General features: G+C 71.8%; 19 protein-coding genes. 10 read left to right on the top strand and 9 right to left on the bottom strand.

Annotated features, from left to right (window positions below):
* Window positions 1–21: 21 nt before the first annotated feature.
* On the bottom strand, window positions 22–1,575 hold the full coding sequence (locus tag AB0E94_RS47935) for a gluconokinase (RefSeq protein WP_360341843.1): 1,554 nt from the start codon (window positions 1,573–1,575) through the stop codon (window positions 22–24).
* 271 nt (window positions 1,576–1,846) lie between these two features.
* Complete coding sequence (locus AB0E94_RS47930) at window positions 1,847–3,130, bottom strand: citrate synthase (RefSeq protein ID WP_360341840.1); 1,284 nt, start codon at window positions 3,128–3,130, stop codon at window positions 1,847–1,849.
* 173 nt (window positions 3,131–3,303) lie between these two features.
* Here AB0E94_RS47930 and AB0E94_RS47925 point away from each other — a divergent pair, with 173 nt between their 5' ends.
* Both AB0E94_RS47925 and AB0E94_RS47920 read left to right on the top strand, forming a co-directional pair.
* Window positions 3,304–4,110, top strand: a complete 807-nt coding sequence (locus AB0E94_RS47925; protein ID WP_360341837.1) for a universal stress protein — start codon at window positions 3,304–3,306, stop codon at window positions 4,108–4,110.
* 29 nt (window positions 4,111–4,139) lie between these two features.
* Window positions 4,140–6,470 carry a bifunctional diguanylate cyclase/phosphodiesterase gene (locus AB0E94_RS47920; protein ID WP_360341834.1) on the top strand — a complete coding sequence of 777 codons (2,331 nt, stop codon included), beginning with the start codon at window positions 4,140–4,142 and terminating at the stop codon, window positions 6,468–6,470.
* A gap of 11 nt (window positions 6,471–6,481) precedes the next feature.
* Here AB0E94_RS47920 and AB0E94_RS47915 read toward each other — a convergent pair whose 3' ends face one another.
* A complete protein-coding gene (locus AB0E94_RS47915) occupies window positions 6,482–7,123 on the bottom strand; it encodes a hypothetical protein (protein WP_360341831.1) in 642 nt (213 codons plus the stop codon).
* Between the two features lie 86 nt (window positions 7,124–7,209).
* Between AB0E94_RS47915 and AB0E94_RS47910 the strand changes: the two genes are divergently transcribed.
* The 4 genes from AB0E94_RS47910 to AB0E94_RS47895 all read left to right on the top strand — a co-directional run bounded on the left by AB0E94_RS47910 (window position 7,210) and on the right by AB0E94_RS47895 (window position 12,382).
* Complete coding sequence (locus AB0E94_RS47910; protein WP_360341828.1) at window positions 7,210–7,983, top strand: exodeoxyribonuclease III; 774 nt, start codon at window positions 7,210–7,212, stop codon at window positions 7,981–7,983.
* Between the two features lie 101 nt (window positions 7,984–8,084).
* Complete coding sequence (locus AB0E94_RS47905; RefSeq protein WP_360341825.1) at window positions 8,085–9,701, top strand: PP2C family protein-serine/threonine phosphatase; 1,617 nt, start codon at window positions 8,085–8,087, stop codon at window positions 9,699–9,701.
* A gap of 97 nt (window positions 9,702–9,798) precedes the next feature.
* Complete coding sequence (locus tag AB0E94_RS47900; protein ID WP_360341822.1) at window positions 9,799–10,851, top strand: cobalamin-dependent protein; 1,053 nt, start codon at window positions 9,799–9,801, stop codon at window positions 10,849–10,851.
* Between the two features lie 1,309 nt (window positions 10,852–12,160).
* Entirely contained in the window at window positions 12,161–12,382 is a 222-nt protein-coding gene (locus AB0E94_RS47895) for a hypothetical protein (protein ID WP_360341819.1), read from the top strand.
* Between the two features lie 286 nt (window positions 12,383–12,668).
* Here AB0E94_RS47895 and AB0E94_RS47890 read toward each other — a convergent pair whose 3' ends face one another.
* The 3 genes from AB0E94_RS47890 to hrpA form a co-directional block, all read right to left on the bottom strand.
* Window positions 12,669–13,400 carry a LamG-like jellyroll fold domain-containing protein gene (locus AB0E94_RS47890; protein ID WP_360341816.1) on the bottom strand — a complete coding sequence of 244 codons (732 nt, stop codon included), beginning with the start codon at window positions 13,398–13,400 and terminating at the stop codon, window positions 12,669–12,671.
* A gap of 79 nt (window positions 13,401–13,479) precedes the next feature.
* Window positions 13,480–13,860, bottom strand: coding sequence for a DUF6401 family natural product biosynthesis protein (locus AB0E94_RS47885; RefSeq protein WP_360341813.1), 381 nt, complete (start codon window positions 13,858–13,860; stop codon window positions 13,480–13,482).
* Window positions 13,861–13,941: 81 nt separating this feature from the next.
* A complete protein-coding gene (gene hrpA / locus AB0E94_RS47880; RefSeq protein ID WP_360341810.1) occupies window positions 13,942–17,844 on the bottom strand; it encodes an ATP-dependent RNA helicase HrpA in 3,903 nt (1,300 codons plus the stop codon).
* A 128-nt stretch (window positions 17,845–17,972) separates the two neighbouring features.
* On the opposite strand from hrpA, the gene AB0E94_RS47875 reads away from it, so the two are divergent.
* A complete protein-coding gene (locus AB0E94_RS47875) occupies window positions 17,973–18,347 on the top strand; it encodes a response regulator (RefSeq protein WP_360341807.1) in 375 nt (124 codons plus the stop codon).
* On the opposite strand, the gene AB0E94_RS47870 is transcribed toward AB0E94_RS47875, so the two are convergent.
* Together AB0E94_RS47870 and gsmA are read right to left on the bottom strand one after the other, a co-directional pair.
* Entirely contained in the window at window positions 18,344–20,665 is a 2,322-nt protein-coding gene (locus AB0E94_RS47870) for an ATP-binding protein (protein WP_360341804.1), read from the bottom strand. The genes AB0E94_RS47875 and AB0E94_RS47870 overlap by 4 nt on opposite strands.
* Window positions 20,666–20,687: 22 nt before the next feature.
* Entirely contained in the window at window positions 20,688–21,788 is a 1,101-nt protein-coding gene (gene gsmA, locus AB0E94_RS47865) for a sporangiospore maturation cell wall hydrolase GsmA (protein WP_360341801.1), read from the bottom strand.
* 162 nt (window positions 21,789–21,950) lie between these two features.
* Here gsmA and AB0E94_RS47860 point away from each other — a divergent pair, with 162 nt between their 5' ends.
* Together AB0E94_RS47860 and AB0E94_RS47855 are read left to right on the top strand one after the other, a co-directional pair.
* The gene (locus tag AB0E94_RS47860) at window positions 21,951–22,871 is read left to right on the top strand and encodes a phosphatase PAP2 family protein (RefSeq protein ID WP_360341798.1); all 921 of its coding nucleotides are present in this window, start codon (window positions 21,951–21,953) and stop codon (window positions 22,869–22,871) included.
* A 257-nt stretch (window positions 22,872–23,128) separates the two neighbouring features.
* Entirely contained in the window at window positions 23,129–23,629 is a 501-nt protein-coding gene (locus AB0E94_RS47855) for a general stress protein (RefSeq protein ID WP_360341870.1), read from the top strand.
* A gap of 217 nt (window positions 23,630–23,846) precedes the next feature.
* Here the strand turns inward: AB0E94_RS47855 and AB0E94_RS47850 are convergent, their stop codons facing one another.
* On the bottom strand, window positions 23,847–24,554 hold the full coding sequence (locus tag AB0E94_RS47850; RefSeq protein ID WP_360341867.1) for an RNA polymerase sigma factor SigF: 708 nt from the start codon (window positions 24,552–24,554) through the stop codon (window positions 23,847–23,849).
* Window positions 24,555–24,901: 347 nt separating this feature from the next.
* On the opposite strand from AB0E94_RS47850, the gene ppgK reads away from it, so the two are divergent.
* Entirely contained in the window at window positions 24,902–25,678 is a 777-nt protein-coding gene (gene ppgK / locus AB0E94_RS47845) for a polyphosphate--glucose phosphotransferase (protein ID WP_360341795.1), read from the top strand.
* The last annotated feature ends 119 nt before the right edge of the window (window positions 25,679–25,797 follow it).

The raw sequence follows: 25,797 nt of genomic DNA, 5'->3' as shown, positions 1-25,797 counted from the left end.
ATTCCCGGCCGTCCGGCGGGTTCAGTTGCGGACCGCCTTCTCGGTGCCGGGGAGGGGTTCGGGGGCCAGCTTGTCGAGTTCGGTGACGACGTCCAGGACGGCGAGGGCGGACTTCTCCACCAGGGGCCGAAGGCGGCGGTAGAGGTCGGCGTCCTGCGGGTCGGGCCGGGTCGGTGCGCCGGTCGGCACCAGGGCGGCGGCGTGGTCCAGGTCGGGCAGGTCGCCGAGGGCGTGCCGGGCCAGGAGGCAGGCGCCGAGCGCGGTGCCCTCGGGCACGTCGGCGACCGTCACCGGCAGGTCGAGGGCGGACGCGAGCACGCCGATCCACAGTTTCGAGGCGGCCGCACCGCCGGTGGCCCGGATCTCGGTCAGCGGGTTGCCCTCGGCCTCGAACGAGTCCCGGACCAGGGCCAGCTGCTGGCAGACGCCTTCGACGGCGGCCCGGACCAGGTGCGGGCGACCGTGTTCGCGGCGCAGCCCGAGGTAGCCGCCGCGCAGGCCGGGCCGCCACCAGGGCGCGCGTTCGCCGAGCAGGTAGGGCAGGCAGAGCAGCCCCTCGCTGCCGGCGACGATCCCGGCCGCCTCGTCGAGCAGCCGGGCGTCCCGGTCGTCGGCGCCCTCGCCGTCGCCCTCGTCGGGCAGGAACGTCTGGCCGGCCCACCTGACCACCGAGCCGGCGTTGTTGACCGCGCCGCCGATCACCCAGCGGTCCTCGGTGAGGGCGTAGCAGAAGAGACGGCCGGCTTCGTCGCCGGTCGGGGCGGCGACGACGGTACGCAGCGCGCCGCTGGTGCCGAGCGACACCGCTCCGACTCCGGGCGGGGTGGCGCCGACCCCGAGGTTGGCGAGCGGCCCGTCGGCGGCGCCGATGACCAGCGGAGTCCCGGCCGGCAGCCCCGCGGCGGCGGCGACCCCGGCGTCCAGCCGCAGGAGGTGTGTGGTCGGGACGACCTCGGCGAGCTGTTCCGGGCGGACCCCGGCGATCCGCAGGGCCTCGTCGTCCCAGCGCCGGGCGTGGATGTCGTAGAGGCCGGTGCCGGAGGCGATCGACAGGTCGACGAGGAACGGGCCACCGGTCAGCGCGGCCACGACCAGTTCCTTGACGCCACCCCAGCGGGCGGTGGCGCGCAGCGTGCCCGGGTCCTCGCCGGTCCACCAGGCGAGCTTGGTGAGCGGGGACATCGGGTGCACCGGGGTGCCGGTGCGGGCCTGCAGCTGCCGGGCCCGGCCGTCGGCGACGATCCGTTCGCACTGGGCGGCGGCCCGGTTGTCGGCCCAGGTCACGACCGGGCCGAGCGGCTTGCCGTTGCCGTCCATCGGGACCAGGGCGTGCAGGAACGAGCTGAGCCCGATGGCGATCACCCGGTCGCCTTTCGCACGGCACTCGGCGGCGACGTCGGTGAGCGCCTTGATCGCGGCGCCGGTCAGGGCGGCCGGGTCGAGCTCGGCGCGGCCCGGGCCGGGCACCGACAGCGGGTAGTGGACGCTGGTCAGGGCGCGGATCTCGCCGTCCGGACCGGCGGCTATCCCCTTGGTCGAGGTGGTCCCGGTGTCGATGCCGATCACGACGTCCATGCGTCTCCTCCCGCCGAACAGGCTGCCCTGCGAGCCTTTCATGCCCGGCGGGACGCCCGATCAAGCCCGGCCGCCTGATCAAGCCCTCGCAGCCCGGCCAGGCCCGGCGGCCCGATCAAGCCCTGCGGCCCGGCCACGGCCAGGGCGGACGGCACTCCGGCCGGGCGACGGCGAGGGCGGCCGGGCGGACGGCGTACCGAATCCGCGGTGGTGACCGCAAGCAAACGCCCCGCCGGAAGCGACCGGCGGGGCGTCAGTGGAACGAAATCGGTCAGCGCTGCTCGACCGGGACGAAATCCCGGACCGGCGAACCGGTGTAGATCTGCCGCGGGCGGCCGATCTTGTTGGCCGGGTCGGCGATCATCTCGCGGTACTGGGCGATCCAGCCGGGGAGCCGGCCGATCGCGAACAGGACCGTGAACATGTCGGTCGGGAAATTCATGGCCTTGTAGATCAGGCCGGTGTAGAAATCGACGTTCGGGTACAGCTTGCGGGAAATGAAGTACTCGTCGGAGAGCGCGATCTCCTCGAGCTTGAACGCGATCTCCAGCAGCGGGTCGGGCTTGTCGAGAGTCGACAGCATCTCCTGGGCGGCCTTCTTGACGATGGCGGCGCGCGGGTCGTAATTCTTGTAGACCCGGTGGCCGAAGCCCATGAGCTTGACGCCCTTTTCCTTGTTCTTCACTCGCGTGACGAACGAGTTGACGTCTCCGCCGTCCTTGCGGATCTGCTCGAGCATCTCGAGGACCGCCGCGTTGGCGCCGCCGTGCAGCGGACCGGAGAGCGCGCCGATGCCGGCCGAGATGGACGCGAACAGGTTGGCCTGCGAGGAGCCCACCAGGCGCACCGACGAGGTCGAGCAGTTCTGCTCGTGGTCGGCGTGCAGGATGAACAGCATGTCCAGGATCTTGGCGACCTTGGGGTCGACGTTGTACTGGACGGTCGGCAGGCCGAACGTCAGGCGCAGGAAGTTCTCGACGTAGTCGAGAGAGTTGTCCGGGTACGGCAGCGGGTGGCCGATGGACTTCTTGTAGGTGTACGCCGCGATCGTCGGAAGTTTCGCCATCAGGCGGATTGCGGAGATATCGACCTGCTCGGAGTCGAGCGGGTCGAGCGCGTCCTGGTAGAAGGTGGACAGCGCGGTGACCGCCGACGAGAGCACCGACATCGGGTGCGCGTTACGCGGGAAGCTGGAGAAGAACGTGCGCATCTCCTCCTGCAGCAGCGTGTGCACGCGGATCTTGTCGGCGAAGTCCTGCAGCTGCGGCGCGGTCGGCAACTCGCCGTTCATCAGGAGGTAGGACACCTCGAGGAACGTGCTCTTCTCGGCGAGCTGCTCGATCGGGTATCCGCGGTAGCGCAGGATCCCCTGGTCACCGTCGATGTAAGTGATCGCCGACTTGGTCGACGCGGTGTTCACGAAACCCTGATCGAGGGTTACGTAACCGGTCTCCTTCAGCAGAGCACTGACGTCGATGCCGCCCGGACCGTCGACGGCCTTCGTGACCGCCATCGACAACTGACCACCAGGGTGGTCGAGCTTGACATCCGTCATGTATTTCCCTCACTTCACCGGCAGATGTCCCAAGGATTTTGCCGTTCACCGTAAACCCTCAACCTGAATGGGTCATCAGGTGGCCACCTGTTGAGGCATTGGTCACCAGTACGTATGGGTCGTTGCGCCATAGACAATGGTCGGTATATTGCGACTTCGTTACGGGAGGGCCCATGCAGATCCCGAGTCAGGGACCCGTCGTCGTGGGTGTCGGCGACCCGGCGACCGACGCGGCCGCGGTCCGCCTAGCCGCGCGGGAGGCGTGCTCCCGCGGACGGGTGTTGCAGGTCGTGCACGCTTTCACCGGCCCCGGCGACGCTGGCTGGGGACCGGCCCGGCGGAGCGCCTCGCACCTGGTCGAGGAGGCGGTCTCCATAGCGAAGCGTTCCACACCCGGGGTCGATGCGCGGCCGCATCTGGTGGATGGCCCGGCCGGACGGGTGCTCCTGCGCCTGAGCCGGGGCGCGGTGCTGGTGGTGGTCGGCGGCCCGCTGGTCGAGGTGGTGGCGCGGGCCTGGTGCCCGGTGGCGGTGAGCCGCGCGCAGCGGACCCCGTCCGGCCCGGTGGTGGCAGCCGTGGACGGCTCGCCCTACGGGACGCTGGCGCTGCGGTTCGCGGTCGAGGCGGCCGGCCGGCGGGGCGGGACGGCGCACGTGGTGCACGTGACCGGGCCGGGGCGGGAGGCCGACGGGCAGCGGGTGCTCGACGAGGTCACGGCGCGGGCGGGAGCGGTGGCCGTACGCCATCGGCTCCTGATCGGCCCGGCCGGGACCACGCTGGTCCGGGTGTCGCGCCGGGCCGGTCTCCTGGTGCTCGGGCCGCGTGGGGTGGACGCCTCCGGGCGGCTCGGTTCGGTGGCCGAGGAGGTGTTGCGCCGGGCGGCCGGTCCGGCCGTCTTCGTGCACGGTGCGCGCCGCCCGGCAGGTTTCGTGAAGCCCGGTGACGGGGTGCCCGTATTGCTACCGTTGACGCATACATAGGTCTTCGGGCTGTACGGGAGGAATGCCCGGTGCGATCGGTACTTCCGCCGGGAATCGCCCGCCGCCTCTGGCAGATCATGGCCGGGGCCGGCACCGTCGCCACGATCCTCTACGCGATCTATCCGTCCTCGTCGATCGGCGAGGCGGCGTTCGCCCTGCTCGCCGTCGCCGTGATGGCCGCCTGCGTGATCGGGCCGCGGCGCTGGGACGCCGAACCTCCGTCGGCCTGGCGCTCGATGGCCGCCGCCGCGATCCTCTTCATGATCGGCGTGCTGATCCGCCCGACCGTCTCCGAGATGGCCATGCCGTGGCCGCTGCTCGCCGACATCGCCTCGTTCAGCGGTTACCTGCTGCTCGCCGCGTTCGTGCTGATCCTGCTGCGGGCCCGGGGCAGCCTGGACCGGCACGCCCTGCTGGACGGCCTGACCGTCTGCCTGTCGGCCGGCGTCGCCAGCGCCCTGCTGCTGGCCCTGCCCGCCGCCGAGGTGGCCGGCCGGCCCGCCCTGCTCTCCGCCATCCAGGGCATGTATCCGCTGGTCGACGTGATGGTCGTGCTGCTCATGGTGAACCTCACCTTCACCGCGAAGCACTGGCCGGTCAGCCTGATCGCGCTGATCGTGATGATGGTCGGCATCTTCGCCGGCGACCTGGCCTACGCGATCGAGGGCGTGGACGGCAACATCTACGCGTCGCCGCTGCTCAACGTGCCGTTCCTGCTCGCGTACACGGCGCTCGGGGTGGCCGCCCTGCACCCCTCCGTGGTGGACATGGGCCGGGCCGCGAAACTGCCGGCCCAGGCCTGGTCGTGGCCGCGCCTGTCGCTGCTGATGCCCGCTCTGGCCGTGCCGTTCGCGCTGCTGCCGACCCCGGTCGCGGAGACCGCCGTCGGCCGGGTCATGATCGCCGTGGCCGGCGCGCTGTCGGTCACGCTGCTGCTGATCCGGGCCGTCTCGGCGGTCCGCGCCCAGGTCGCCGCCCAGCTGCGCTCGGAGCACCAGGCCACCCACGACCCGCTCACCGGGCTGCCGAACCGGCAGTCGATGTCGTCGGAGGTGGCCCGCCTGGTCACCGTGGCCGACCCGGAGGGACACGACCGGGTCTGGGTCTACATGCTCGACCTGGACGGCTTCAAGTGGGTCAACGACTCGTGGGGCCACGACACCGGCGACCAGCTGGTCATCGAGGTGGGGCGGCGGCTGCGGGCGGCCGTCCCGATCAACATCCCGGTGGCCCGGGTCGGCGGCGACGAGTTCCTGCTCGGCTTCATCGGCGAGAAGGGCGGGGCGCTACGCCTGGTCGACGACATCCGCGGCTGTTTCGCCAGGCCGTTCCCGGTCCGCGACCACGACGTGGTGATCAGCGCGTCGATCGGGATCTCGCACGCCGAGGCCGACCCGGTCAACGCCGCGGTCACCGCCGAGGCGCTGATGCGCGACGCCGACACCGCGATGTACCGGGCCAAGGGCGAGGGGCCGGGCCGGTCCACCATCTTCGACACCAGCATGCACGCCCAGGTCCGGGAGCGGATCGAGCTCGAGGTGGCGCTGCGGCAGGCGCTCGCCGACGATCAGCTGTACGTCGCGTACCAGCCGCTGGTGCGCCTGGAGACCGGGGTGCCGGTCGGCGCCGAGGCGCTGGTCCGGTGGGTGCACCCGGAACGCGGCCCGATCCCGCCGATGACCTTCATCCCGATCGCCGAGGACGCCGGGCTGATCAACGCGATCGGCACCTGGGTCCGCAAGGAGGCGCTGCGCCAGCTCGGCGTGTGGCGGTCCGAGGGCAGCGTCACCGACGACTTCTACCTGTCGATCAACGTGTCGCCGCGCCAGCTGTCCGACCCGGAGCTCCCGCTGATCGTCTCCGGCGAGATGCTCAGGTACGGCGTGCCGGCCCAGTGCGTGGCCCTGGAGATGACCGAGTCGGTGATGGTCGACGGGTCCAGCGTCACCGCCCGGGTCCTCTTCGAGCTGCGCGAGCTGGGCGTGAAACTGCTGGTCGACGACTTCGGCACGGGTTTCTCGGCGCTGGGCTACCTGCGCCGTTTCCCGGTCACCGGCGTCAAGATCGACAGGTCGTTCGTGACCGGGCTCGGGGTCAACCACGAGGACGACGAGATCGTCCGCGCGGTGGTGGCGATGAGCCACGCCCTCGGCCTGTCGGTGATCGCCGAGGGCGTGGAGACGCCGCTGCAGCGGGAGGCGCTGTGGGCGGTCGGAGTGGTCAACGGGCAGGGCTGGCTGTGGGGCGCGGCGGTGCCGGCGGCCGAGTTCGCCCAGCGCTGGCGGGACCCGATCGTGCGCTCCCCGCACATTCCGGCGATCCTGTCGGACCCGTCGGGCCGGCATCGCCGGCCCGACTGAGGATCCCCTTCTCAGACCCGGGCGACCCGGCGGTCGCTGCCACCGTCCGGGCGGCCCCGGTTGTAGCCGGAACGCCGCTCCTCCCGCCGGAACGGGGCGTCGCTCTTCGGGAACTCGTACATCCAGAACGACTGGGCGTCCAGCCGGGTCGGCTGCGCCCGGCCGGCCTCGGCGGCCCGGCTCAGGATCACCGCGATCATCCTCGGCAGCTGGTGGCGCTCCTCGTTGTACGAGCAGATGTCGAAGAACACCTTGCCGTCCACCTCGCCGATCGGGGCGTACATGGCCCGCTGCAACGCGACGAAGACACCCTGGCCCCGGTGGCCCAGCGCGGAGCCGGCGAACAGGCAGTAGAACAGGCGGTGCTGCTCGAACAGCTCCGGGAAGTGGTACTTGAAGTACTCCGCCGAGATCAGCGGGATCGACTCCAGCTCGTTGGTCAGCGTGCCCATGCCGATGATCGCGCCGTCCTCGTCGTCCAGCGCCACGTACTTGCCGATCCGTTTGTCGGCCATCACCTCGTCGAACTCGCTGCGGTACATCAGATGCCGGTTGACCGCGAGGAATTGCAGGTCGCTGAAGCAGTCCTGGTAGAAGTCCCAGGACTCGTCCAGCAGCTCGGCCGGCAGCTCGGGCATGATCTCCAAGCGCATCTGGTCGCCCCCTCTCTGCTGACAACCTCTCAGGGCGCCCGGCCCCGTGCGGGCAACTCCGGCAATTCACCGGGTAGAAAGCGGGTATGCGCTTCGCCACCTGGAACGTCAACTCGGTCAAGGCCCGGCTGCCCCGCCTGCTCGACTGGCTGGCCGGCACCGCCCCCGACATCGTCTGCCTGCAGGAGACCAAGGTCGCCGCCGGCGGCTTCCCGGACCGGGAGGTCGCCGAGCTGGGGTACGCGACGGCGGCGTACGGCCAGGGCCGCTGGAACGGGGTCGCCCTGCTCTCCCGGATCGGCCTCGACGACGTGCGCCACGGGTTCGACGGCGAGCCCGGGTACCCCGATCCGGAGGCCCGCGCGATCAGCGCCGTCTGCGGCGGGATCCGGTTCATGTCGGTGTACGTGCCGAACGGCCGCACCCCTGAGGACCCGCACTACACGTACAAGCTGCAGTGGCTGGCCGCCCTCCGCGACGCCCTGATCCCCGACCTGAAGGCGGGCCCGCTGGTGGTGGCCGGCGACTACAACGTGGCGCCCGCCGACGACGATGTGTGGGACGTCACGGTCTTCGCCGGAGCCACCCACGTGACCCCGCCGGAACGGGCCGCGCTCGCCGCGATCCGGGACATCGGGCTGGCCGACGTCCCGGCCCGGCCACTCAAGGGCGAGCACGCCTTCACGTACTGGGACTACCGGGCCGGGATGTTCCATCAGAACAAGGGCATGCGGATCGATCTGGTGTACGGCAGCGCCGACGTCACCGGGCGGGTCTCCGACGCGTACGTGGACCGTGAGGCCCGCAAGGGCAAAGGCCCCTCCGACCACGCCCCGATCGTGGTCGACCTGAGTGATTGACCACGAATGCACGTAGGCTGGGGTCGATCCGGACAGTTCGGCCGGGCGACGACGGTTCGGCAGGGCGAGACGGTTCAGCAGGGCGACGACGGGAGGCGGCGATGACCACACGGACGGCGGCGCCGGCCCTGCTCACCGCGGTCTTCGAGGCGGCCTCCGAGGCCATGGTGCTGTGCTCCGCGGCCGACGGCACGGTGGTGCTGACCAATGAGGCGGCCCGCCGCCTGGTGCCCGGCGCACGCCCGGGCCGGCCCGCCCCCGCGCCGCTGCCCACCGACGGCAGCGACTCCTTCCAGGCCGAGCACGAGGGCCGCCGGCTGTCCGGGACGCGCCGTCCCGTCGACGACGGCCACTACGCCTGGTACCTGCGTGACCGCACCGAGTCGAACGATCTGGCGTTCCTCGCCGAGGCCGGCCGCCGGCTGTCCGCGTCACTGCACGTGCGCCGCTGCATCCGGACCACGGTCGAGCTGGCCGCCGCGTACCTGGCCGACGCCGCCATGGTGGTGCTGCCCCCGCACCGGCGGCAGAGCGACTGGACCCGGCTGCTGCCCGGCCGCCCGGTCGAGGAGGGCACCCTCCGTGAGGCGACCCTCGGTGAGGTGCCCGGCCTGGCCGAGGCGCTCGGCGGGTTCCCGCCCATCCCCAGCCGCTGGCTCGACCCGGCGCAAGCCCCCGCCTGGCTGGTGCCGGCCGGGTTCGGCCCGGTCGGCGCGCTCCTGGTGATCCCGCTGCCGGGCAACGCCGAGCCGGCCGGGGCGCTGATCCTGGCCCGCTGCGGCCCGCAGGCCCGGTTCACCGCCGCCGACGAGGCGCTGGCCCGGGTGTTCGCGGCCCGCGCCGGCGCGGCGGTCGCGGCCGCCGTGCTCTACCGCGACCAGGTCGACACCGCCGCGGTCCTGCAGGCCGACCTGCTGCCGCCGGAGCTGCCCCAGCCGGACGGTTTCGAGCTGGCCGGCTCGTACCAGGCGGCCGGCGACGCGCTGCGGATCGGCGGCGACTTCTACGACGTGTTCACCCCGTCCGGGCCGGCCACCGACACGATGATCGCGCTCGGCGACGTCTGCGGCACCGGCCCCGAGGCGGCCGTCCTCACCGGCAAGGTCCGGCAGACGCTGCGGGCGCTGCGCCTGGTCCGGACCGAGCCGGCCGCGATGCTCACGGTGCTCAACGAGGCACTGCTGCAATCCGCCCGGACACCCCGGTTCGTGACCATGGTGGTCGGCTCGGTGCGCCGCGCCGACCACGGCCGGGTCCGGCTCGACCTGGCCAGCGGCGGCCACCCGGCCCCGCTGGTGCTGCGCGGCGACGGCCGGGTCGAGGAGGTCCCGACCAGCGGCACCCTGATCGGTGTGCTCCCGCGCACGGTGGTGCGCCCGGCCAGCACCGAGCTCGCCCCGGGCGAGTTGTGCCTGCTCTACAGCGACGGCCTGACCGAGGCGCGGGGCGGCCCGACCGGCGCCGAGCAGTTCGGCGAGGACCGGCTGCACCAGACGCTCGCCGAGTGCCGGGGCATGCCGGGCGCCGCCACCGTCGACCGGCTCCGCCAGGTCGTCGCCGACTGGACACGCGGCGGCGGCTCCGACGACATCGCGATGCTCGCGGTCCGCGCCCCGGACCGCACCCCGCTCAGCCTGCGCGGCGGCGGGGCGCCCACCCCGTCGCCGTACGTGGCGGCCGCCCGCCGCGGCGACCGCCGCCCGCGGAGCCGCTCATGACCGCGCCGAGCCGGGCGATCAACGGTCACCTTCCAGCAGAGCCGCTCATGACCGCGCCGGGCCGGGCGCTCAACGGTCCCCACCGGCGGAGCCGCTCGTGACCGCGCCCGGCGGGGTGCTCACCCCGATCACCAGGCGGGTCGCCGACGGTTACCTCCAGCTGGTCGCCGACGGTGACGAGGTCGGCGCCACCCGGCTGGTGTCCGCCCTCCTCGACGACGGCGTGGCGGCCCAGCGGATCATCGTCGACCTGATCGGCGGCGCCCAGCGGCGCGTCGGCGAACTGTGGGAGGCCAACGAATGGTCGGTGGCCCGCGAACATGCCGCCACCGCCGTCGGCGAACGTGCCCTGGCCACCGTCGCCGCCCGCACCACGGCGCACGCCACCCGCGGCCGGATCGCCCTGGCCTGCGTGGACGGCGAATGGCACGGCCTGCCCGCCCGGATGCTCGCCGAACTGCTGCGCCTGGACGGCTGGCGGGTCGACTTCCTCGGCGCCAGCGTCCCCGGCCGGCACCTGATCGTCCACCTGCACCAGACCGGCCCCGACGCGGTGGCGCTGAGCTGCATGCTCCCCACCCGCCTGCCGAGGGCCCACGCCGCGATCACCGCCTGCCGGGCCGCCGGCCTCCCGGTGATCGCCGGCGGCCGCGGTTTCGGCCCGGGCGGCCGCTACGCCGAACGCCTCGGCGCCCAGGCCTGGGCCTCGACCGGCGAGGAGGCGGTGGCCCGCCTGGCCACCGACTGGCCGCCCCGCACGCTGTCCGACCTGCCGCTCCCCGACGACGAGTCGTTCCTCGGCGACGAGGAGTACACCCACCTGGTCCGCAGCCGCCCCCAGCTGATCAAGACCGCGATGGACCGCCTGGCCACGGTGTTTCCCCCGGCCGCCGGCTACGACGCCGCCCAGATCGAGTCGACCAGCGAGGACCTGGGCCACATCGCCGACTTCCTGGCGGCGGCCCTCTACGTCGGCGAGCCCGCAATCTTCCAGGACTTCGTCACCTGGACCACCACGGTCCTGACCTCCCGCGGCGTCCCGGCGACGGCCCTGCGCACCGGCCTGACCCTGATCCACGACCAGTTGGTCGACTTCCCGGCGGCCACCGCGATGCTGAACGCGGCTCTCGACTCGCTCCCCCGCACCTGACCGCCTTTTTCTCGCCCCTTCCTTTCCGGTACGCCCCACCCCTCCCCGACCACAACCACCGGCCCCCGGAGCACCCCGCGACGCAGGCGTCCCCTCCAGCCTCCAGAGCGCCCGCCGGGCATATGCGTCCCTCCCGGCCGACACCCCACCCCCGAATCCGGCCCACTCACGGCCAAACCTCGACACCCACCCGCTATTCCCGCCCACTCACGCCCGAGCTTCGACACCCACCCGCCAGTTCCCGCCCAGCCACGGCCAAACCTCGACACCCACCCGCCAGTTCCCGCCCAGCCACGGCCAAACCTCGACACCCACCCGCCAGTTCCCGCCCAGCCACGGCCAAACCTCGACACCCACCCGCCGAATCCCGCCCACTCGCTTCCGGGCCGGCAAGCACCGAGCGACGACAGACGCACACATTGACGTTGTGCGTGCTCCCGTCGTCGCCCCGGCATGGATGAACGCCCACGATCGACCGAACGTGTGCGCTCACCCCTCCTCCAACGACGACAGAAGACCACACTCGGTCAATGTGTGCGCCGATCGTCGTTGCCGCCCCAGCAACACCCGCACCCCACAGCAGCAGACCCACACGAAAGCCCGGTCCACCCCACCCACCAGCCGTCGCCCAGCCCGGTAAAACCGCCCCCATTCCAGTGGCAAACGACGGCTCACCACCCCAGCCGTCGCCCAACCCGGCAAAACCGCCCCCAATCCAGTCGTGAACGACGGCTCACCACCCCAGCCGTCGCCCAACCCGGCAAAACCGCCCCCAATCCAGTCGTGAACGACGGCTGGCGGTACCGGGCCGGGTGGGTGCCGGTGACCGGCGGGATCAGCCCGGCGGGCGCGGTTCGGCCGGGAGTGGGGTGGGGGTCGCGTCGTAGTTCGGGGCGGGGATGGTGCGGTTGGGGCGGGTGTTGTCCGTACCGAATAAATGGGTGGCAGCCGGGAGTGGGGCGGATTAGCGTGGGCGACATGCTGTGATGCCTTCCCGACCGCCGCCTGTCGCCCGCGCGTTTCGCGCCGGGGTCGCGGGCCGCGTTGTCCTCCGTATGCCGAGTTCGGCCGGAGTGGGATGGTTTGCGCGTTCCTTGTTCCGGCTCCGGCACGTCCGGATCGTCGTTCTTGTCCGGGCTCTCAGTGGATCACCCCGGCGGGGGAAGGCTTGGGCCTTCTGAAAGTCCGCGGGGTTCTCTTTCGCCGTAGATGTGCGTTCGTGTCGGCCGTGCCCCGTGTTGCACGGTCGCTTCCCGCTCCCCCGCGGGAGCCGCTAGGAGGTCGCTTTATGCCTGGTAAACCGTTTTCCGTGCACCTTGATCTTGACGAGATCGCCCAGCAGGACATCGCTGCGGCGCTGCGGCCGGGCACCGGTTCGGGTGCCGGCGAGGATCAGCAGGGTGGCCCGGCGGCCACGCATCACGGCGCCGGGGATGCCCGTCAGGCCGCCCGGGATCGCTCCGGGCGGGACCGCGCCGGGCGGGCCGGCAATGCGTCCGGTGGCCGTTCGTACGTGTTCCGCCGCAGCTAGGCCGACCGATTTCTGATGCCCGGCGCCGCGAGAAGCGGCGCCGGGCATCTGCGCAGGAGGAGCCGGCCGCCCGAACAAACCGGCCGCGCGAACGAACCGGCCGCCCGAACAAACCGGCCGCCCGAACGAGTTGGCCGGGCCGGAACAGGCCAGCCGGGCCGGGCCGGGCCGGAGCCAGCCCGGGCCGGAACGAGTCGGCCGGGCCGGGCCGGAACGAGTCGGCCGGGCCGGAGCCAGTCGGCCGGGTCGGCGTTTGACCGGGGTGGCCGGCGCGGCCGGATCGGGGTCAGCCGAGCTGGACGAAGACGTCGTCGAGCTGGCCGTGGTACATGTCGCCGTTGCCGGCCAGGTTGGGGCCGCCGACCCGCAGCGGCATCATGTTGTCGACGGCGACGGCCTCCGGCACCGGTGTGCGGCCGCCGGCGACGCCGTCGACGGAGATGGACAGGGTGCCGTTGGTGCGTTCGCACGCGATGCGGTGCCAGCTGCCGTCGGCGACCGGGCGGGCCGACAGGACCGAGAACGTCTGGCCGGAGACCCGGGCGACCAGGACGCACTGCGCGCGGCCGGCACGGCCGGTGACCTGCATCTTCCACATGCTGTCGGTGCCGGCGACACCCTTCTGCATGATGTTGGCGTTGCCGCTGAGCTGGGCTTTGGTCACCCGTACGCTGGCCGCCCATTTGAAGTTGCGGACCCCGGGGTCGAGGTCGGCGTCGTCGGGCGCCTCGAGGAGCGCCTTGGCGCAGGTGGCCGCGCCGGTCGCGCAGATGCCGGGGAAGGACGCGAACCGGTTGGCGCCTTCGCTGGCGATGGCGATCTGCCCGTTGGCGGCGCCGCGGATGGTGAGGGCGGCGCCACGCCCGGACAGGTCGTTGACCCGGCCGTCGGTGGCGCCGCCGTCGAAGGTGTAGCGGGCGACCAGCGCCGGGCCGGCCGGGTCGTCGGCGGCGTACGCGGGCGCGCCGAACAGGGGCATCAGGAGTGCGGTGATGGCCGAGAGCCGCAGAAGGTTCATGAGAGAAAGATGTCGCATTGGGCGATTTATTACATAAAGTGCCGGAAAATGTAGATCAAACGAGTCAACCGAGAACGAGTCAACCGAGCAGGCCCTCGGTCTCCGCGATCAGGCAGACCGCCACCAGCCGCAGCAGCGGGAAGCCGGCGGCCAGCCACTCGGCGCCGGACATCGGGGCGAAGCCGGGCTCCGGCAGCGGGCGGCCCATCCGGACCGAGCCGGCCGCCATCGAGCGGGCGTAGGCGGCGAGCCCGTCGGCGTCGGCGACCCGGCCGGCGTCGTGGAGCGCGTCCCGGACCGCGGCGGCGTGCTGGTCGAGGCGGGCCAGCAGGGCGGGCTCGGCGAACGCGGCGGTGAGACCGTCCACCCCGACGCGGGCCATCATCTCGTCGAGGTAGGCGCCGGCGGGACGGACAGCGGCAACGGCGGCGATCGGGGCGGCGGCGGAGTTCGTCGTCATGCCGAGAAACCTAATCGGCGCCGTCCGGCCACGACAGAGGCGTGACCGAACGGCACCGGGGGCGCACCGACCTGCAACCGACTACAGCGGCAACGCGTCCATGGCCTTGAATATGCGCTTGTCAGAGACGGCGTACGCGGTCCCGAGAGCCTGCGCGAAGTAGTTGATCCGGAGCTCCTCGATCATCCAGCGGATCTCCCGCAATCCCTCCTCGGCGGGACCGTTCACGGGTGCGGAGTTCCTCAGTTCGCGGTACTCCGCCTCGATCTCGTGAATCTGGGTGGTGAGCTGACGGTCCCGTCCGAGGCTGCCGCCGAGCCGGTCCAGCCGGTGCACGACGCCCTTCAGGTAGCGGGGCATCTGGTGCAGCTGCCGCCATCCGGCAGCGGTCACGAACCCGGGGTGGACCAGGCCCTTGAGCTGCTGCCGGATGTCGGCCAGGGCGGGCAGCAACGCCGGGTCACGCAGCTGCTTGAGGCGCTGCTCGACGTCGTACGCCGTGGACAGCACCGCCTGTACCTGGGTGACCACGTTGGCGACCGCGTCGACGAGGTCCTGCCGCACGGTGTCGCGCAGCGACGCGAACTCGACCGACGACCACACCGGCCCACCGGCGTCGGCGACGAGCCGGTCCACGGCCGCGCCCGCGCAGTCGTCGAGCAGTTCGGCGATCGACTTGTACGGGTTGGCCCGGGACAGTTCCAGCTTGGCCCGGTTGTCGAGCCGCCCCTGGAGGAACCGGGCGGCCGGCGGGAGGGTGAGCAGCAGGAGTCTCCGGGTCCCGGCGGCCATCGCGACCCGCTGGGACGCCTCGTCCTCGAACACCCGGATCGCCACGCTGTCGCCCTCGTCGACGAGCGCCGGCCACACGTTGACCTCGTAGCCGCCGCGCACCTGGGCGACCCGCCGCGGGAGGGCGCCGAAGTCGTTGGCGGTGATCCCCCGGCGTTCGATGTTGCCGGCCGCCCTCGAGATGGTGGCCTGCACCTTGGGCGCGAGCTGGCGGCGCAGCACCTCCAGGTCACGGCCCTCGGCGACGACCTCGCCGGTCTCGTTGACGATCCGGAAGTTCATCCGCAGGTGGTCGGGCACCTGGTCGGGCCGCCACGCGTCGCGCGGGACCACGGTGCCGGTGAGCCGCCGCAGCTCGTTGCCGATCGAGTCGGGCAGCGGGCCGCGCCGCGCCGGCACCCGGTCGAGGACCGCCTCGGCCCAGTCCGGCGCCGGCACGAAGCTGGTCCGCAGGTGCTTGGGCAGGGCCCGGATCAACGCGATCACGACCTCCTTGCGGAAGCCGGGCACCGACCAGCCGAAGTCCTCGGCGTCGACCTTGTTGATCAGGTCCAGCGGGACGCGGACGCTGACCCCGTCGGCCGCGGTGTTCGGCTCGAACGTGTAGGTGAGCGGCATCTTCACGCCGTTGGAGAGCCACGCGTCCGGGAACTGCTGCGGATCGACCGTGTCCCGCCCGGCGTTGACCAGGTCGTCGCGGGTGAAGGTGAGCAGATCCGGTTTCTCGGTGCGCGCTTTCTTCCACCACCCGTCGAAATGCCGGGCGGAGACCACATCGGCCGGTATTCGCGCGTCGTAGAGCGCGTAGACGGTCTCGTCGTCGACCGCGATGTCCCGGCGGCGGGCCCGGTTCTCGATCTCGGTGATCCGGTCGAGCAGCCGTTTGTTCTCGGCGAAGAATTTGTGGTGGGTCTCCCAGTCGCCCTCGACGAGAGCGTGCCTGATGAACAGTTCCCGGGAGGCGACCGGATCGACCTTCGAATATCCGACCCGGCGGCGCGGCACGATCGGCAGACCGTAGAGGGTCACCTTCTCGAACGCCATGACGGCGCCCAGCTTCGCATCCCAGTGCGGTTCGCTGTAACTGCGTTTGACCAGGTGCGGGGCGAGTTTCTCGGCCCATTCCGGCTCGATCCGGGCATTGACCCGGCCCCACAGCCGGCTGGTCTCGACCAGTTCGGCCGACATCACCCAGCGCGGTTGCCGTTTGAACAGCGCCGACCCCGGGAAGATCGCGAACTTCGCGCCCCGGGCGCCGATGTATTCGCGTTTCTCCTGGTCCTTCATCCCGACATGACTGAGCAGACCCGCGAGCAGCGCGGTGTGCACCGGCTGTGCCGCGACTCCCGCTTCCCAGTCCTCTTTGAAAGACAGGTCGAGGGTACGGGCGACCTGCTTCAGTTGTGAGTAGATGTCCTGCCACTCCCGCACCCGCAGGTAGTTCAGGAATTCGTTGCGGCACAGCCGGCGGAACTGGTTGCCGGACAGCTCCTGCTGTTTCTCCCGCAGATAGCGCCACAGATTGAGATAACTGAAGAAGTCCGATTCCTTGTCCACGAACCGGGCGTGTCTCTCGTCGGCCTGCTGCTGTTTCTCGGCCGGCCGCTCGCGTGGGTCCTGGATCGACAGGGCGGCCGCGATCACCATCACCTCGGCCGCGCACTCCTGCCGGTCGCCCTCGATGACCATGCGGGCCAGCCGCGGGTCGACCGGGAGCTGGGCGAGCTGGCGGCCCATCGGGGTGAGCTTGCGGTCGTCGAGGGCGCCGAGCTCCTCGAGCAGCTTGACGCCGTCGGTGATGTTGCGCCGGTCGGGCGGGTCGATGAACGGGAACTTCTGCAGGTCACCGAGGCCCAGGTTGGTCATCTGGAGAATGACCGAGGCGAGGTTGGTACGCAGGATCTCCGGCTCGGTGAACTCGGGCCGCTGCTCGAAGTCCTCCTCCGAGTAGAGCCGGATGCAGATGCCGTCCGACGTCCGCCCGCATCGGCCTTTGCGCTGGTTGGCGCTGGCCTGCGAGACCGGCTCGATCGGCAGCCGCTGCACCTTGAGCCGATGGCTGTAGCGGCTGATCCGGGCGGTGCCGGGGTCGATCACATACTTGATGCCGGGCACCGTCAGCGAGGTCTCGGCGACGTTGGTGGCGAGCACGATGCGGCGCTCGCTGTGCCGTTCGAACACCCGGTGCTGCTCGGCGGCGGACAGCCGGCCGTAGAGCGGGACGATGTCGGTGTTGTAGAGGTTCTTCTTGGCGAGCGCGTCGGCGGTGTCGCGGATCTCCCGCTCGCCGGAGAAGAAGACCAGGATGTCGCCGTCGCGGGGCAGCTCGTCGACGGCGTCCGCGATGCCGTCGATGACGTCCCGCGGCTCCTCGGTGTCGTCCTCGGTCACCGTGATCAGCGGCCGGTAGCGGACCTCGACCGGGTAGGTCCGCCCGGACACCTCGATCACCGGGGCCGGTTTCCCGTCGGCCGCCGCGAAGTGCTGGGCGAACCGCTCGGTCTCGATCGTCGCGGACGTGATGATCAGCTTGAGGTCGGGCCGTTTCGGCAGCAGGTCACGCAGGTAGCCGAGGATGAAGTCGATGTTGAGGCTGCGCTCATGGGCCTCGTCGATGATCAGCGTGTCGTACCGGTACAGCATCCGGTCGGTCTGGATCTCGGCCAGCAGGATGCCGTCGGTCATCACCTTGACCATGGTGTCGTCGCTCACCTGGTCGGTGAACCGCACCTTGTAACCGACCGTCGACCCGAGCGGCCGGTCCAGTTCCTCGGCGATCCGCTCGGCCACCGTGCGGGCCGCGATCCGCCGCGGCTGGGTGTGCCCGATCTGGCCGCGGATGCCGCGCCCCAGCTCCAGGCAGATCTTCGGGATCTGGGTGGTCTTGCCGGACCCGGTCTCACCGGCGACCACCACCACCTGGTGGTCACGGATGGCGGCGGCGATGTCGTCCTTGCGGGCGCTGACCGGCAGGCTCTCCGGGTAGGTGATCCGCGGCACCGACGCGATGCGGCTGTCCAGCCGGAGGCGGGCCCGCTCGGTCTCGGCGGTGATCTCGGCGAGCGCCGCCGACCTGGCGTCCTCGTCGCGGATGCGCCTGGTCCCGTCGAGACGGCGCTGGAGCCGCCGCTGATCACGGGGTAGAAGCTCGGAGATCTGGGCACGCAGGGTGGCGGCAGGCGTAATCGACATGGCGGGCCAAGGATAGGCGGAAGTGGCTGGGAACGCCTGGTGATTAACACCGCCCCGTGTCCCGCGGGCACCGTCTCTCGATATATCGGATGACGCCGCATGCGCAGGACGAGAGAACGGGGCCGACAGTGATCGTAGTCGCGGAGGATCACGACGACATCCGGTACGTGCTCAAACGTTCCCTGGAGCGGGCCGGGCACCGGGTGGTGGCCGCGGCCGACGGGCGGACCGCGCTGGCGGCGATCCGTGAGCTCCAGCCCGACCTGGTCGTCACCGACGTGGACATGCCGAACATGACCGGCCTCGACCTGTGCCGGGCGATCCGCGCCGACGACACGCTGCGGCACATCCCGATCGTGGTGGCCAGTGGCTCGCTGATGCCCGGCGACAACCTGGCCGAGGACGCCGGCGCCTCGGCCACGCTGCTGAAACCGTTCGTGCCGGCCCAGCTGCTGGCGCTGATCGCCCAGCTGCTGCCGCCCCGGGTCGCCTCCGAGGGCTAGGTCCGGTCGCGCTGCCGCTCCGGGATCGGGGCGTTCAGCTTCCCCGGCACCGGATCACCCTCGGGCGGGACGGCCAGGCCGGGCAGCCGGGCCGCCTCCATCATCGCGGCCCGTTCGGCCAGGGCCCGTTCCAGGGCCGCGCGGACTTCCTCGTCGTCCTGGGCCGTGTCGTCGCTCATGTCGCTGTCCTCCGTGATGTCGGCGGCGGGGAGGGTGAACCAGAAGCGCGTACCCCCGCCGGGGTTGTCCTCGACGCCGATCCCGCCGCCGTGCCGCTTGACGATGCGCTGGCAGATGGTGAGGCCGAGGCCGGTCCCGGCGTAGCCGGCGGCCGCCGCGGTCCGGTGGAAGGTCTCGAAGACGTTCGGTTTCTCGGCGTCGGGGATGCCGATGCCGGAGTCGGCGACCTCGATGCGCACCCACCCGGGCTCGCCCGCGGCGCCGGTCACCCCGACGGTCGGCGTGCCGCCGGGGCGGACGTACTTGATCGCGTTGCCGATCAGGTTGTCCAGGACGTGCCGGAGCATTCCCGGATCGGCCCGGACCGGCGGCATCGGCTCCACCGACCACTCCGGCGCCGGGCGGCCGGCGGCCAGGCCCGCGATCCGCTCCTCGACGATCTCCCGGACCATCGGGACCGGGTCGACGGCGACCGCCCGCAGCGGGGCGTCCCGGGCGGTCGTGTAGGCCAGCAGCATGTCGATCAGCGCGTCCATCCGCTCGACCGCCCGCACCACCCGGTGCAGCCCGGCGCGGACCTCGGCGGATTCCGGCCAGCCGTCCGGCACGTCAGCCAGGACGAGCTCGGCGTGCCCGCGGATCAGGGCGAGCGGCGATTTCAGGTCGTGCGCCACCACACCCGCGAACATCGCCAGGTCGGACTCGTACCGGCGCAGCTCGGTGATGTCCCGGCAGACCGCGACCGCGCCGTGCTCGCCGGCGCTCGGGTCCAGCGGCCGCCCGTCGATGGTGAGCAGCACCCCGTCCGGCTGCCCCGGATTGCGGATGACCACCTCGACCCCGTCGGTGGACTCGCCGTCGAGCGCCCGGATCAGCGGCATCTCGGTCAGCGGGAAGGGGGTCCGGCCGTCCGGCCGGTAGACACCGTAGTGCTCCTGCCATTGTTCCGGGCCGTCCGGCCGCTGGGCGACGCCGAGCAGCAGGCGCGCCGCCGGGTTCTCCAGCAGGATGGCGCCCCGGGAGTCGACCACGAGGACGCCGTCGCTGATGGTCGTCATGATCGCGCCGAGCAGCTCGGCCTGTCGCCGGCTGGCCGCCTCCGCCTCGCGCAGCCCGGCGGTGGCCGCCTGGGCCCGCGCCTGGGCCCGCGCCCGGGTCTCCAGCGCGTGCACCAGCCAGGCCAGCAGCGCGGTGAGGACCAGGCCGCTGCCCAGCGCGACGAACGGCAGATACCACCCGTCGCCGGCCAGCAGCCGGGAGTCGCCGCGGGTGTGCAGGATCCACTGCTGGTCCGGGCCCATGTCGACGACACCGGACCGGCTGAGGTCCGGCTCGCCGGGGCCGCTGCGCTGCGCGACCGTGTGCTGGACCTGGTCCGGGCCCACCGAGACGAGCGAGCCGGAGATCCGCCCGACCGGGCTCAGGATCTGGTCGAGGAAGGTGCCGCCACGCAGGCCGGAGGCCACCCAGCCACGGAACACCGGGGTGTTCTCCCGGGTCCACACCGGCACCGCGAAGACGAACGACTGCTGCTGCTCGGCGGCCGGTTTCCCACGGTCGCGCCGCAGGACTCGGGGGTCGGACACGACGAGCCGGTGCTGGTCCCGGGCGGTCCGCAGGTTCGTCGCCAGTGGCTCGGCCACGGCCAGGTCGCTGCCGGTACGCGCGCTCGGCTCGCTGTCGTCGAGCTGGCGGGTGAAGACTCCGAAGATGTGCTCGTCGACCGACGGGTCGGGGTGGAAGGTCAGGCCGTCGGCGCCACGGTCGCGCCACAGCTGCTGGGCCTGCTCCACCCCGTCGGTGGGCACCTCGACGAGGAACGCCACCGGCACCGCGGCCAGCAGCTCGGCGTCGACCAGCGGCCCGGTCGCGACGTCGAAGTCTTCCCAGGTCAGCTCGGTGTCGTTGACCAGCCCGGCGGCCAGCGTCTCGATCACGCCGCGGTAGCGCTCGGTCTCGGTGCGGATCGCCGCGAGGGCCGCCTCGTGCCGCCGGTCCATCTCCCGCTCGGCGGCGTCCTGCTGTGCCGAGTACAGGCCGGCGGCGGTCAGGACGGTGACGGCGAGACCCACCAGGAAAACGGAGACGGAGAGCAGCGGACCGGTGGCCCGCCGCTCTCCGTTCTCCAGATGCTCCACCATAAGGAGCGTAAGCCGCTAATTACTTCCAGGTGTCGTACCGGTACAAGTCGTACTTCAGCATGATCCCGGTGACCTTGGTGTAGTAGTTCGGGTCGGTGGCGTACCCGGCCTTCCACACCGCCATGATGAACTTGTCGGCCGCCTTGGTGAACGCGAACGCCCCCGCGTACCGCTTGTTGCTGCGCAGGAAGTGACCGTGGTCGCGGAACGAGCGGCCCATCGACGCGTACGTGCGGAACGCGTCCGAGGTGGCGAAACACTTGCCGGCCTTGTCGCACTCGGTGGTCTCGTAGACGTGGCAGCCGTTGGCGTGCGGCCCGAACGCGCCGTTCTGGCACTTGATGCCGAAGTAGTTGCGGTCCACCGCGGACAGCCCGCTGCGGCCCCAGCCCGACTCCAGGATGGCCTGGGCGATCGTCACCGAGGCCGGCACGCCGTACTCCCGCCAGCCCTGCTGCGCGCCCGGCACCGCAGCGGCGATGAACTGCTCGGGCGTCAGAACCGGCGCCGGGGCCGGCGGGGCCGCGGGCGGGCAGGCCTTCACCGTGCCGGAGACCACGTACGCGTGCGACACGTACTGCCCGTCGGCCAGCCGGTCCCACAGGTTCGTGGTGCGGACCGTGCCGGACACCTTCGCCCCGGTCACCGCGCAGACGATCTTCACGGCCGAGCCGTCGGCGGCCTTGCGGACCACGGCGTTCAGCGTGGACGGGCCGCTGCGCACGTTCACCGCGCCGTCCCGGGTGCGGATCTTCCCGCTGACGTACGCCTGCGCGCCCGCCTTCGCGTCACACACCGGGATGGTCGCCGACGTGCGGACGTAGGCGTGCGAGATGTACCGGCCGCTGGTCAGCCGGTCCCACTGGGCGGTCGTGCGGACCTTGCCGTGCACGGTCTGGCCGGTCACCGCGCAGTCGACGGCGACCTTCTGGCCGTCCTTCAGCGTGCTCACCACGCTCGCCGCCCAGCTCGGCGCCGAACGTACCTTGAGCTCGCTGTTCACATCGATCGTCGCGGAGATCCCGGCCGCCTGCGCGGCTGCGGGTGAACCGGCCAGCCCGGCCCCGGCGGCGAGCACCAGCAGCGTGCCGGTGAGCAGTCGTCGGGTGGTGTGCCTCATGAAGACGTTCCCCTTATATCCGTCGGCATCGGATACGAATGGTTCGTCCTGGGTGTTGCGCCGCACGAGCCCGATCGGGTGCGCTCACGTTGCGGCGTGCTTGGAAATCGGGCGTACGGGGAAAGGCGTGTCCGCATCGCCACCGCCTCAGGAGGTCCCGACATGACGGCCGTCGCGTCCCGCCCGGTCACCACCGCCACCCCGGCACGTTCACCGGGCAGTACGTGGCACACCGTCAGCCCACTGCTGGTCGCCGCTCTGGCCGCCGGCGGGGCGTACGCCGTGCACCGGCTGTTCGTCGGCACGCCACTGGGCCAGGCCATCGACACGGCGGCGCTGCGGGGCGGCGACTTCGACCATCCGCGGGTCAGTGAGGTGCTCACCCGTACCCTCGACGCGACCCGCCTCGCCTCGCTGGCGCTGGTCTGCGTGCTCGCCGCCGCGTTCGGCGTGGTCCGCCGCCGCCTCGACCTGGCGCTCGCGTCGGTGTTCGTGGTGGTCGCCGCCAACCTGATCACCCAGCAGCTGAAGGCCAACCTGGACCGTCCCCTCCTGGACGACTTCCCGGCCCCCAACTCGTGGCCCAGCGGACACGCCACCGCCGCCGCGTCGGTCGCGTTCGTGCTGGTCCTGGCCTTCCCGAGGGCGCTGCGCGGGATGGTCGGCCTGGTCGGCGCCGGTTATGTGGCGATCGTCTCGGTGGCCACCGTGTGGGCCGAATGGCACCGGCCCAGCGACGTCATCGCGGCCCTGCTGATCGTGCTGGCCTGCGGCTCGTTCGCGGTCTTCGCGATCCGCCTGCGCCGCACCGGCCCGTACCGCCGCATCCACCTGCCGAACCGCCTGGTCATCGTCGCCCTCGCGGTCGCCGGCGCGCTGGCCACCGCGGCCGGCGTGTTCGGCATGGCGTCGGTGGCCCTCTCCGAACGCGCCCTGCCCGACCTGGTGTCCGGGCGTTTCGCATTCCTCACCGGCACGGCCGGCATCGTGGCCGCCACGGCCGCGACGTTCATCGTCTGGGTCCGGCTGACCGCGGCGGAGCCCGCGGACCGGCCCGCACCCGCCCAGGGAGGCACCGCATGACCACCTCACCCGACAACTCCCCCACCACGGCGATCCCGGCCTCGGCTTCACCCGCCGCACCAGCTTCGCCCGCCGGACCGGCCGCGACCACCGCTCCGATCGAGTCGCCGACCGTCCCGATCGCTCCGGCCGAGTCGCCCACCGCCCCGATCCCGCCGCAGCCCGGGCCCACCGGCTCGACCGCGCCGGCCGGTCACGCCGTCCCGCCGGCCGGATTCCCGGTGGGAACCGCGGTCCCGCCCGGCCCGGCCGGCGCGGTGCCGGATCTGCCCGCCCAGACGACCGGAACCGGCCTGGCCACCGGCCCCACCGTCGTCGTCGGCACCTACCCCGACTACGCGCTGGCCCAGCAGGCGGTCGACCATCTGTCGGACAACAGGTTCCCGGTGGAACGCACCTCGATCGTCGGCACCGACCTCCGCCTCGTCGAGAACGTCCTGGGCCGCCTCACCGTCGCCCGCGCGGCCGGCGCCGGAGCGGCCAGCGGCGCCTGGTTCGGCCTGCTGATCGGCCTGTTCTTCGGCATCTTCAGCGACTCGAGCTGGCTGGCCGTCCTGTTCACCACACTGATCATCGGCGCGGTCTGGGGCGCGATCTTCGGCGCCATCGCCCACGCCGCGACCGGCGGCCGCCGCGACTTCACCTCCCGGAGTTCGCTCCAGGCCGCCACCTACGAGGTGCACGCCGCCGCCGACGTGGCCGACGAGGCCCGGAACCTCCTGATCAGCATCAACTGGCGGGCCAGCGGCGCCAAATAACCCTCATACGGTACGGACGGCCCGCCCTCAACCGCATCCACGCAGCTCCCGGAGACCCCCGCGAGGCAGTCCCGGCGCCGGACCGAAACGCGGCCGCCGGGGTGAGGCCGCCGGCCACCCCCACCCCGGCCGGCTCGCACCGCTGTCTCGAACATCTCAAGACAGCGGTGCGGGCCGGGCGTGTTTGCGACAGCGGTGCGGGGCCGGCCGTACCGGATCAGTCGGTCAGCTGGCGGCGCAGTTTGGACAGGGCCTTGGTCAGCAGCCGGGAGACGTGCATCTGAGAGATGCCGATCTGGTCGGCGATCTGGCTCTGGGTCAGGTTGCCGTAGAAGCGCAGCGTCAGGATCTTCTGCTCGCGCGGGTCCAGGGTGGCCAGCGCCGGCCCCAGGGCGACCCGGGCCTCGGCGATCTCGTACTCGTGGTCCTCGCCGCCCAGCGTGTCGCCGAGCTCGGTGGTCCCGTCCGCGCTGATCGGCGTGGACAGCGAGGTGGCGTTGTAGGCGCGTGCCCCCTCCAGCCCTTCGAGCACGTCCTCCTCGGTGATCCCGAGGTGGACCGCGATGTCCGGAACCGTCGGCGAACGGCCCAGCGTGTGGGTGAGCGTCGAGTTGGCCTCGGTGATCGCGAGGCGGAGCTCCTGGAGCCGCCGGGGCACCCGGACCGACCAGGTGCGGTCGCGGAAGTGGCGCTTGATCTCGCCGATGATGGTCGGGATCGCATACCCGGCGAAGTCGACACCACGCTCGGGGTCGAACTTGTCGACCGCCTTGATCAGCCCCACGGTGGCCGTCTGGACCAGGTCGTCGGTGGGTTCGCCGCGACCTGAGTAACGGTGGGCGAGGTGGCGGGCCAGCGGCAGCCACGCCTCGATCGCCCGGTCCCGCAGGCGGGAACGCTGCTGTCCGGGCGCCGCCACGGCCATGGCGGCGAGCAGGTCGGACGCGCTGCCGGTGGGCACGTGATGTGCGGGATGGCGCGGCCCGGCGGGCAAGACATCGACGGTCGGTGATTCCAGCAGGGTCATGAGTGGTCCTCCATCCGACGGGCAGAGAGCCGTGCCCGCACGCGGCGACCGTTCTGAAGTGCAACGCTAGCCGAGAAGCCTAGCTGCGCCTAGCCGAAAGTATGAGTGACATTGCGTGAACGCTGAAATCACGCAGCGAATTCATCCTATGGTGTCCGCCCGATACCCACCGGGAGACGCTGGATTCGATGTCGTACCGGCGTGGTACACAGCAACAGCGAACGAAACCTGAAGAAGGAAGACGGATGACCATCCTCGGCATCGACATCGGCGGCTCCGGCGTGAAGGGGGCGCCGGTCGACCCGGCCGACGGCGAGCTGCTCGCCGAGCGGTTCCGCGTGCCAACCCCGCAGCCCGCCGACGTGGACAGCGTCGTGGAGGCGGTCGCTGAGGTGGCCGCCCAGTTCGACGGGTTCGACAGCATCGGTGTCACGTTCCCCGGCGTGGTCGTCGACGGCGTGACCCGCAGCGCGCACAACGTCGACAAGTCCTGGCTCGACGCGCCCGCCGCCCGGCTGTTCAGCGAGCGCCTCGGCAAGCCGGCGACGGTGCTCAACGACGCCGACGCGGCCGGGGTCGCCGAGGTCGCGTTCGGCGCCGGCCGCGACCAGTCCGGCCTGATCATGATGCTGACCTTCGGCACCGGCATCGGCAGCGCCCTCTTCCTCGACGGCGTCCTGCTGCCCAACACCGAGCTCGGCCACCTGGAGATCGACGGCGCCGACGCCGAGCTGCTCGCCTCCGACCGCATCCGTGAGTCCGAGGACCTGACCTGGGAGCAGTGGGCGGTCCGGGTCGAGCGCTACCTGCGCCACGTCGAGATGCTGCTCTCCCCGCGCCTGTTCATCGTCGGCGGCGGCGTGAGCAAGAAGTCGGAGAAGTTCTTCCCGCTGCTCGACATCCGCACCCCGATCGTCCCGGCCACGCTGCTCAACAACGCCGGCATCATCGGCGCCGCGATGGCCGCCCGTCAGGCTGTTTTCGATGGCCTCGCTCCGCTCGGCGGGCATCGCGCCCTTTGAGCCGACGTCGAGGGCGCCGAAATCGACCCCCGCCTGGCCCAAGCGGGTTAGGGGGCCCCGGCGGGGGGGGGGGGGGTGGGGCGGGGGGGGGGGTGGACCGGCCCCCGCCCCCCCCCACG

The organism is Actinoplanes sp. NPDC026670 (assembly GCF_040638175.1).
Lineage (GTDB): Bacteria > Actinomycetota > Actinomycetes > Mycobacteriales > Micromonosporaceae > Actinoplanes.
Note: the sequence above shows the minus strand (reverse complement) of the source record. Positions and strands in the feature narration are given on the sequence as shown.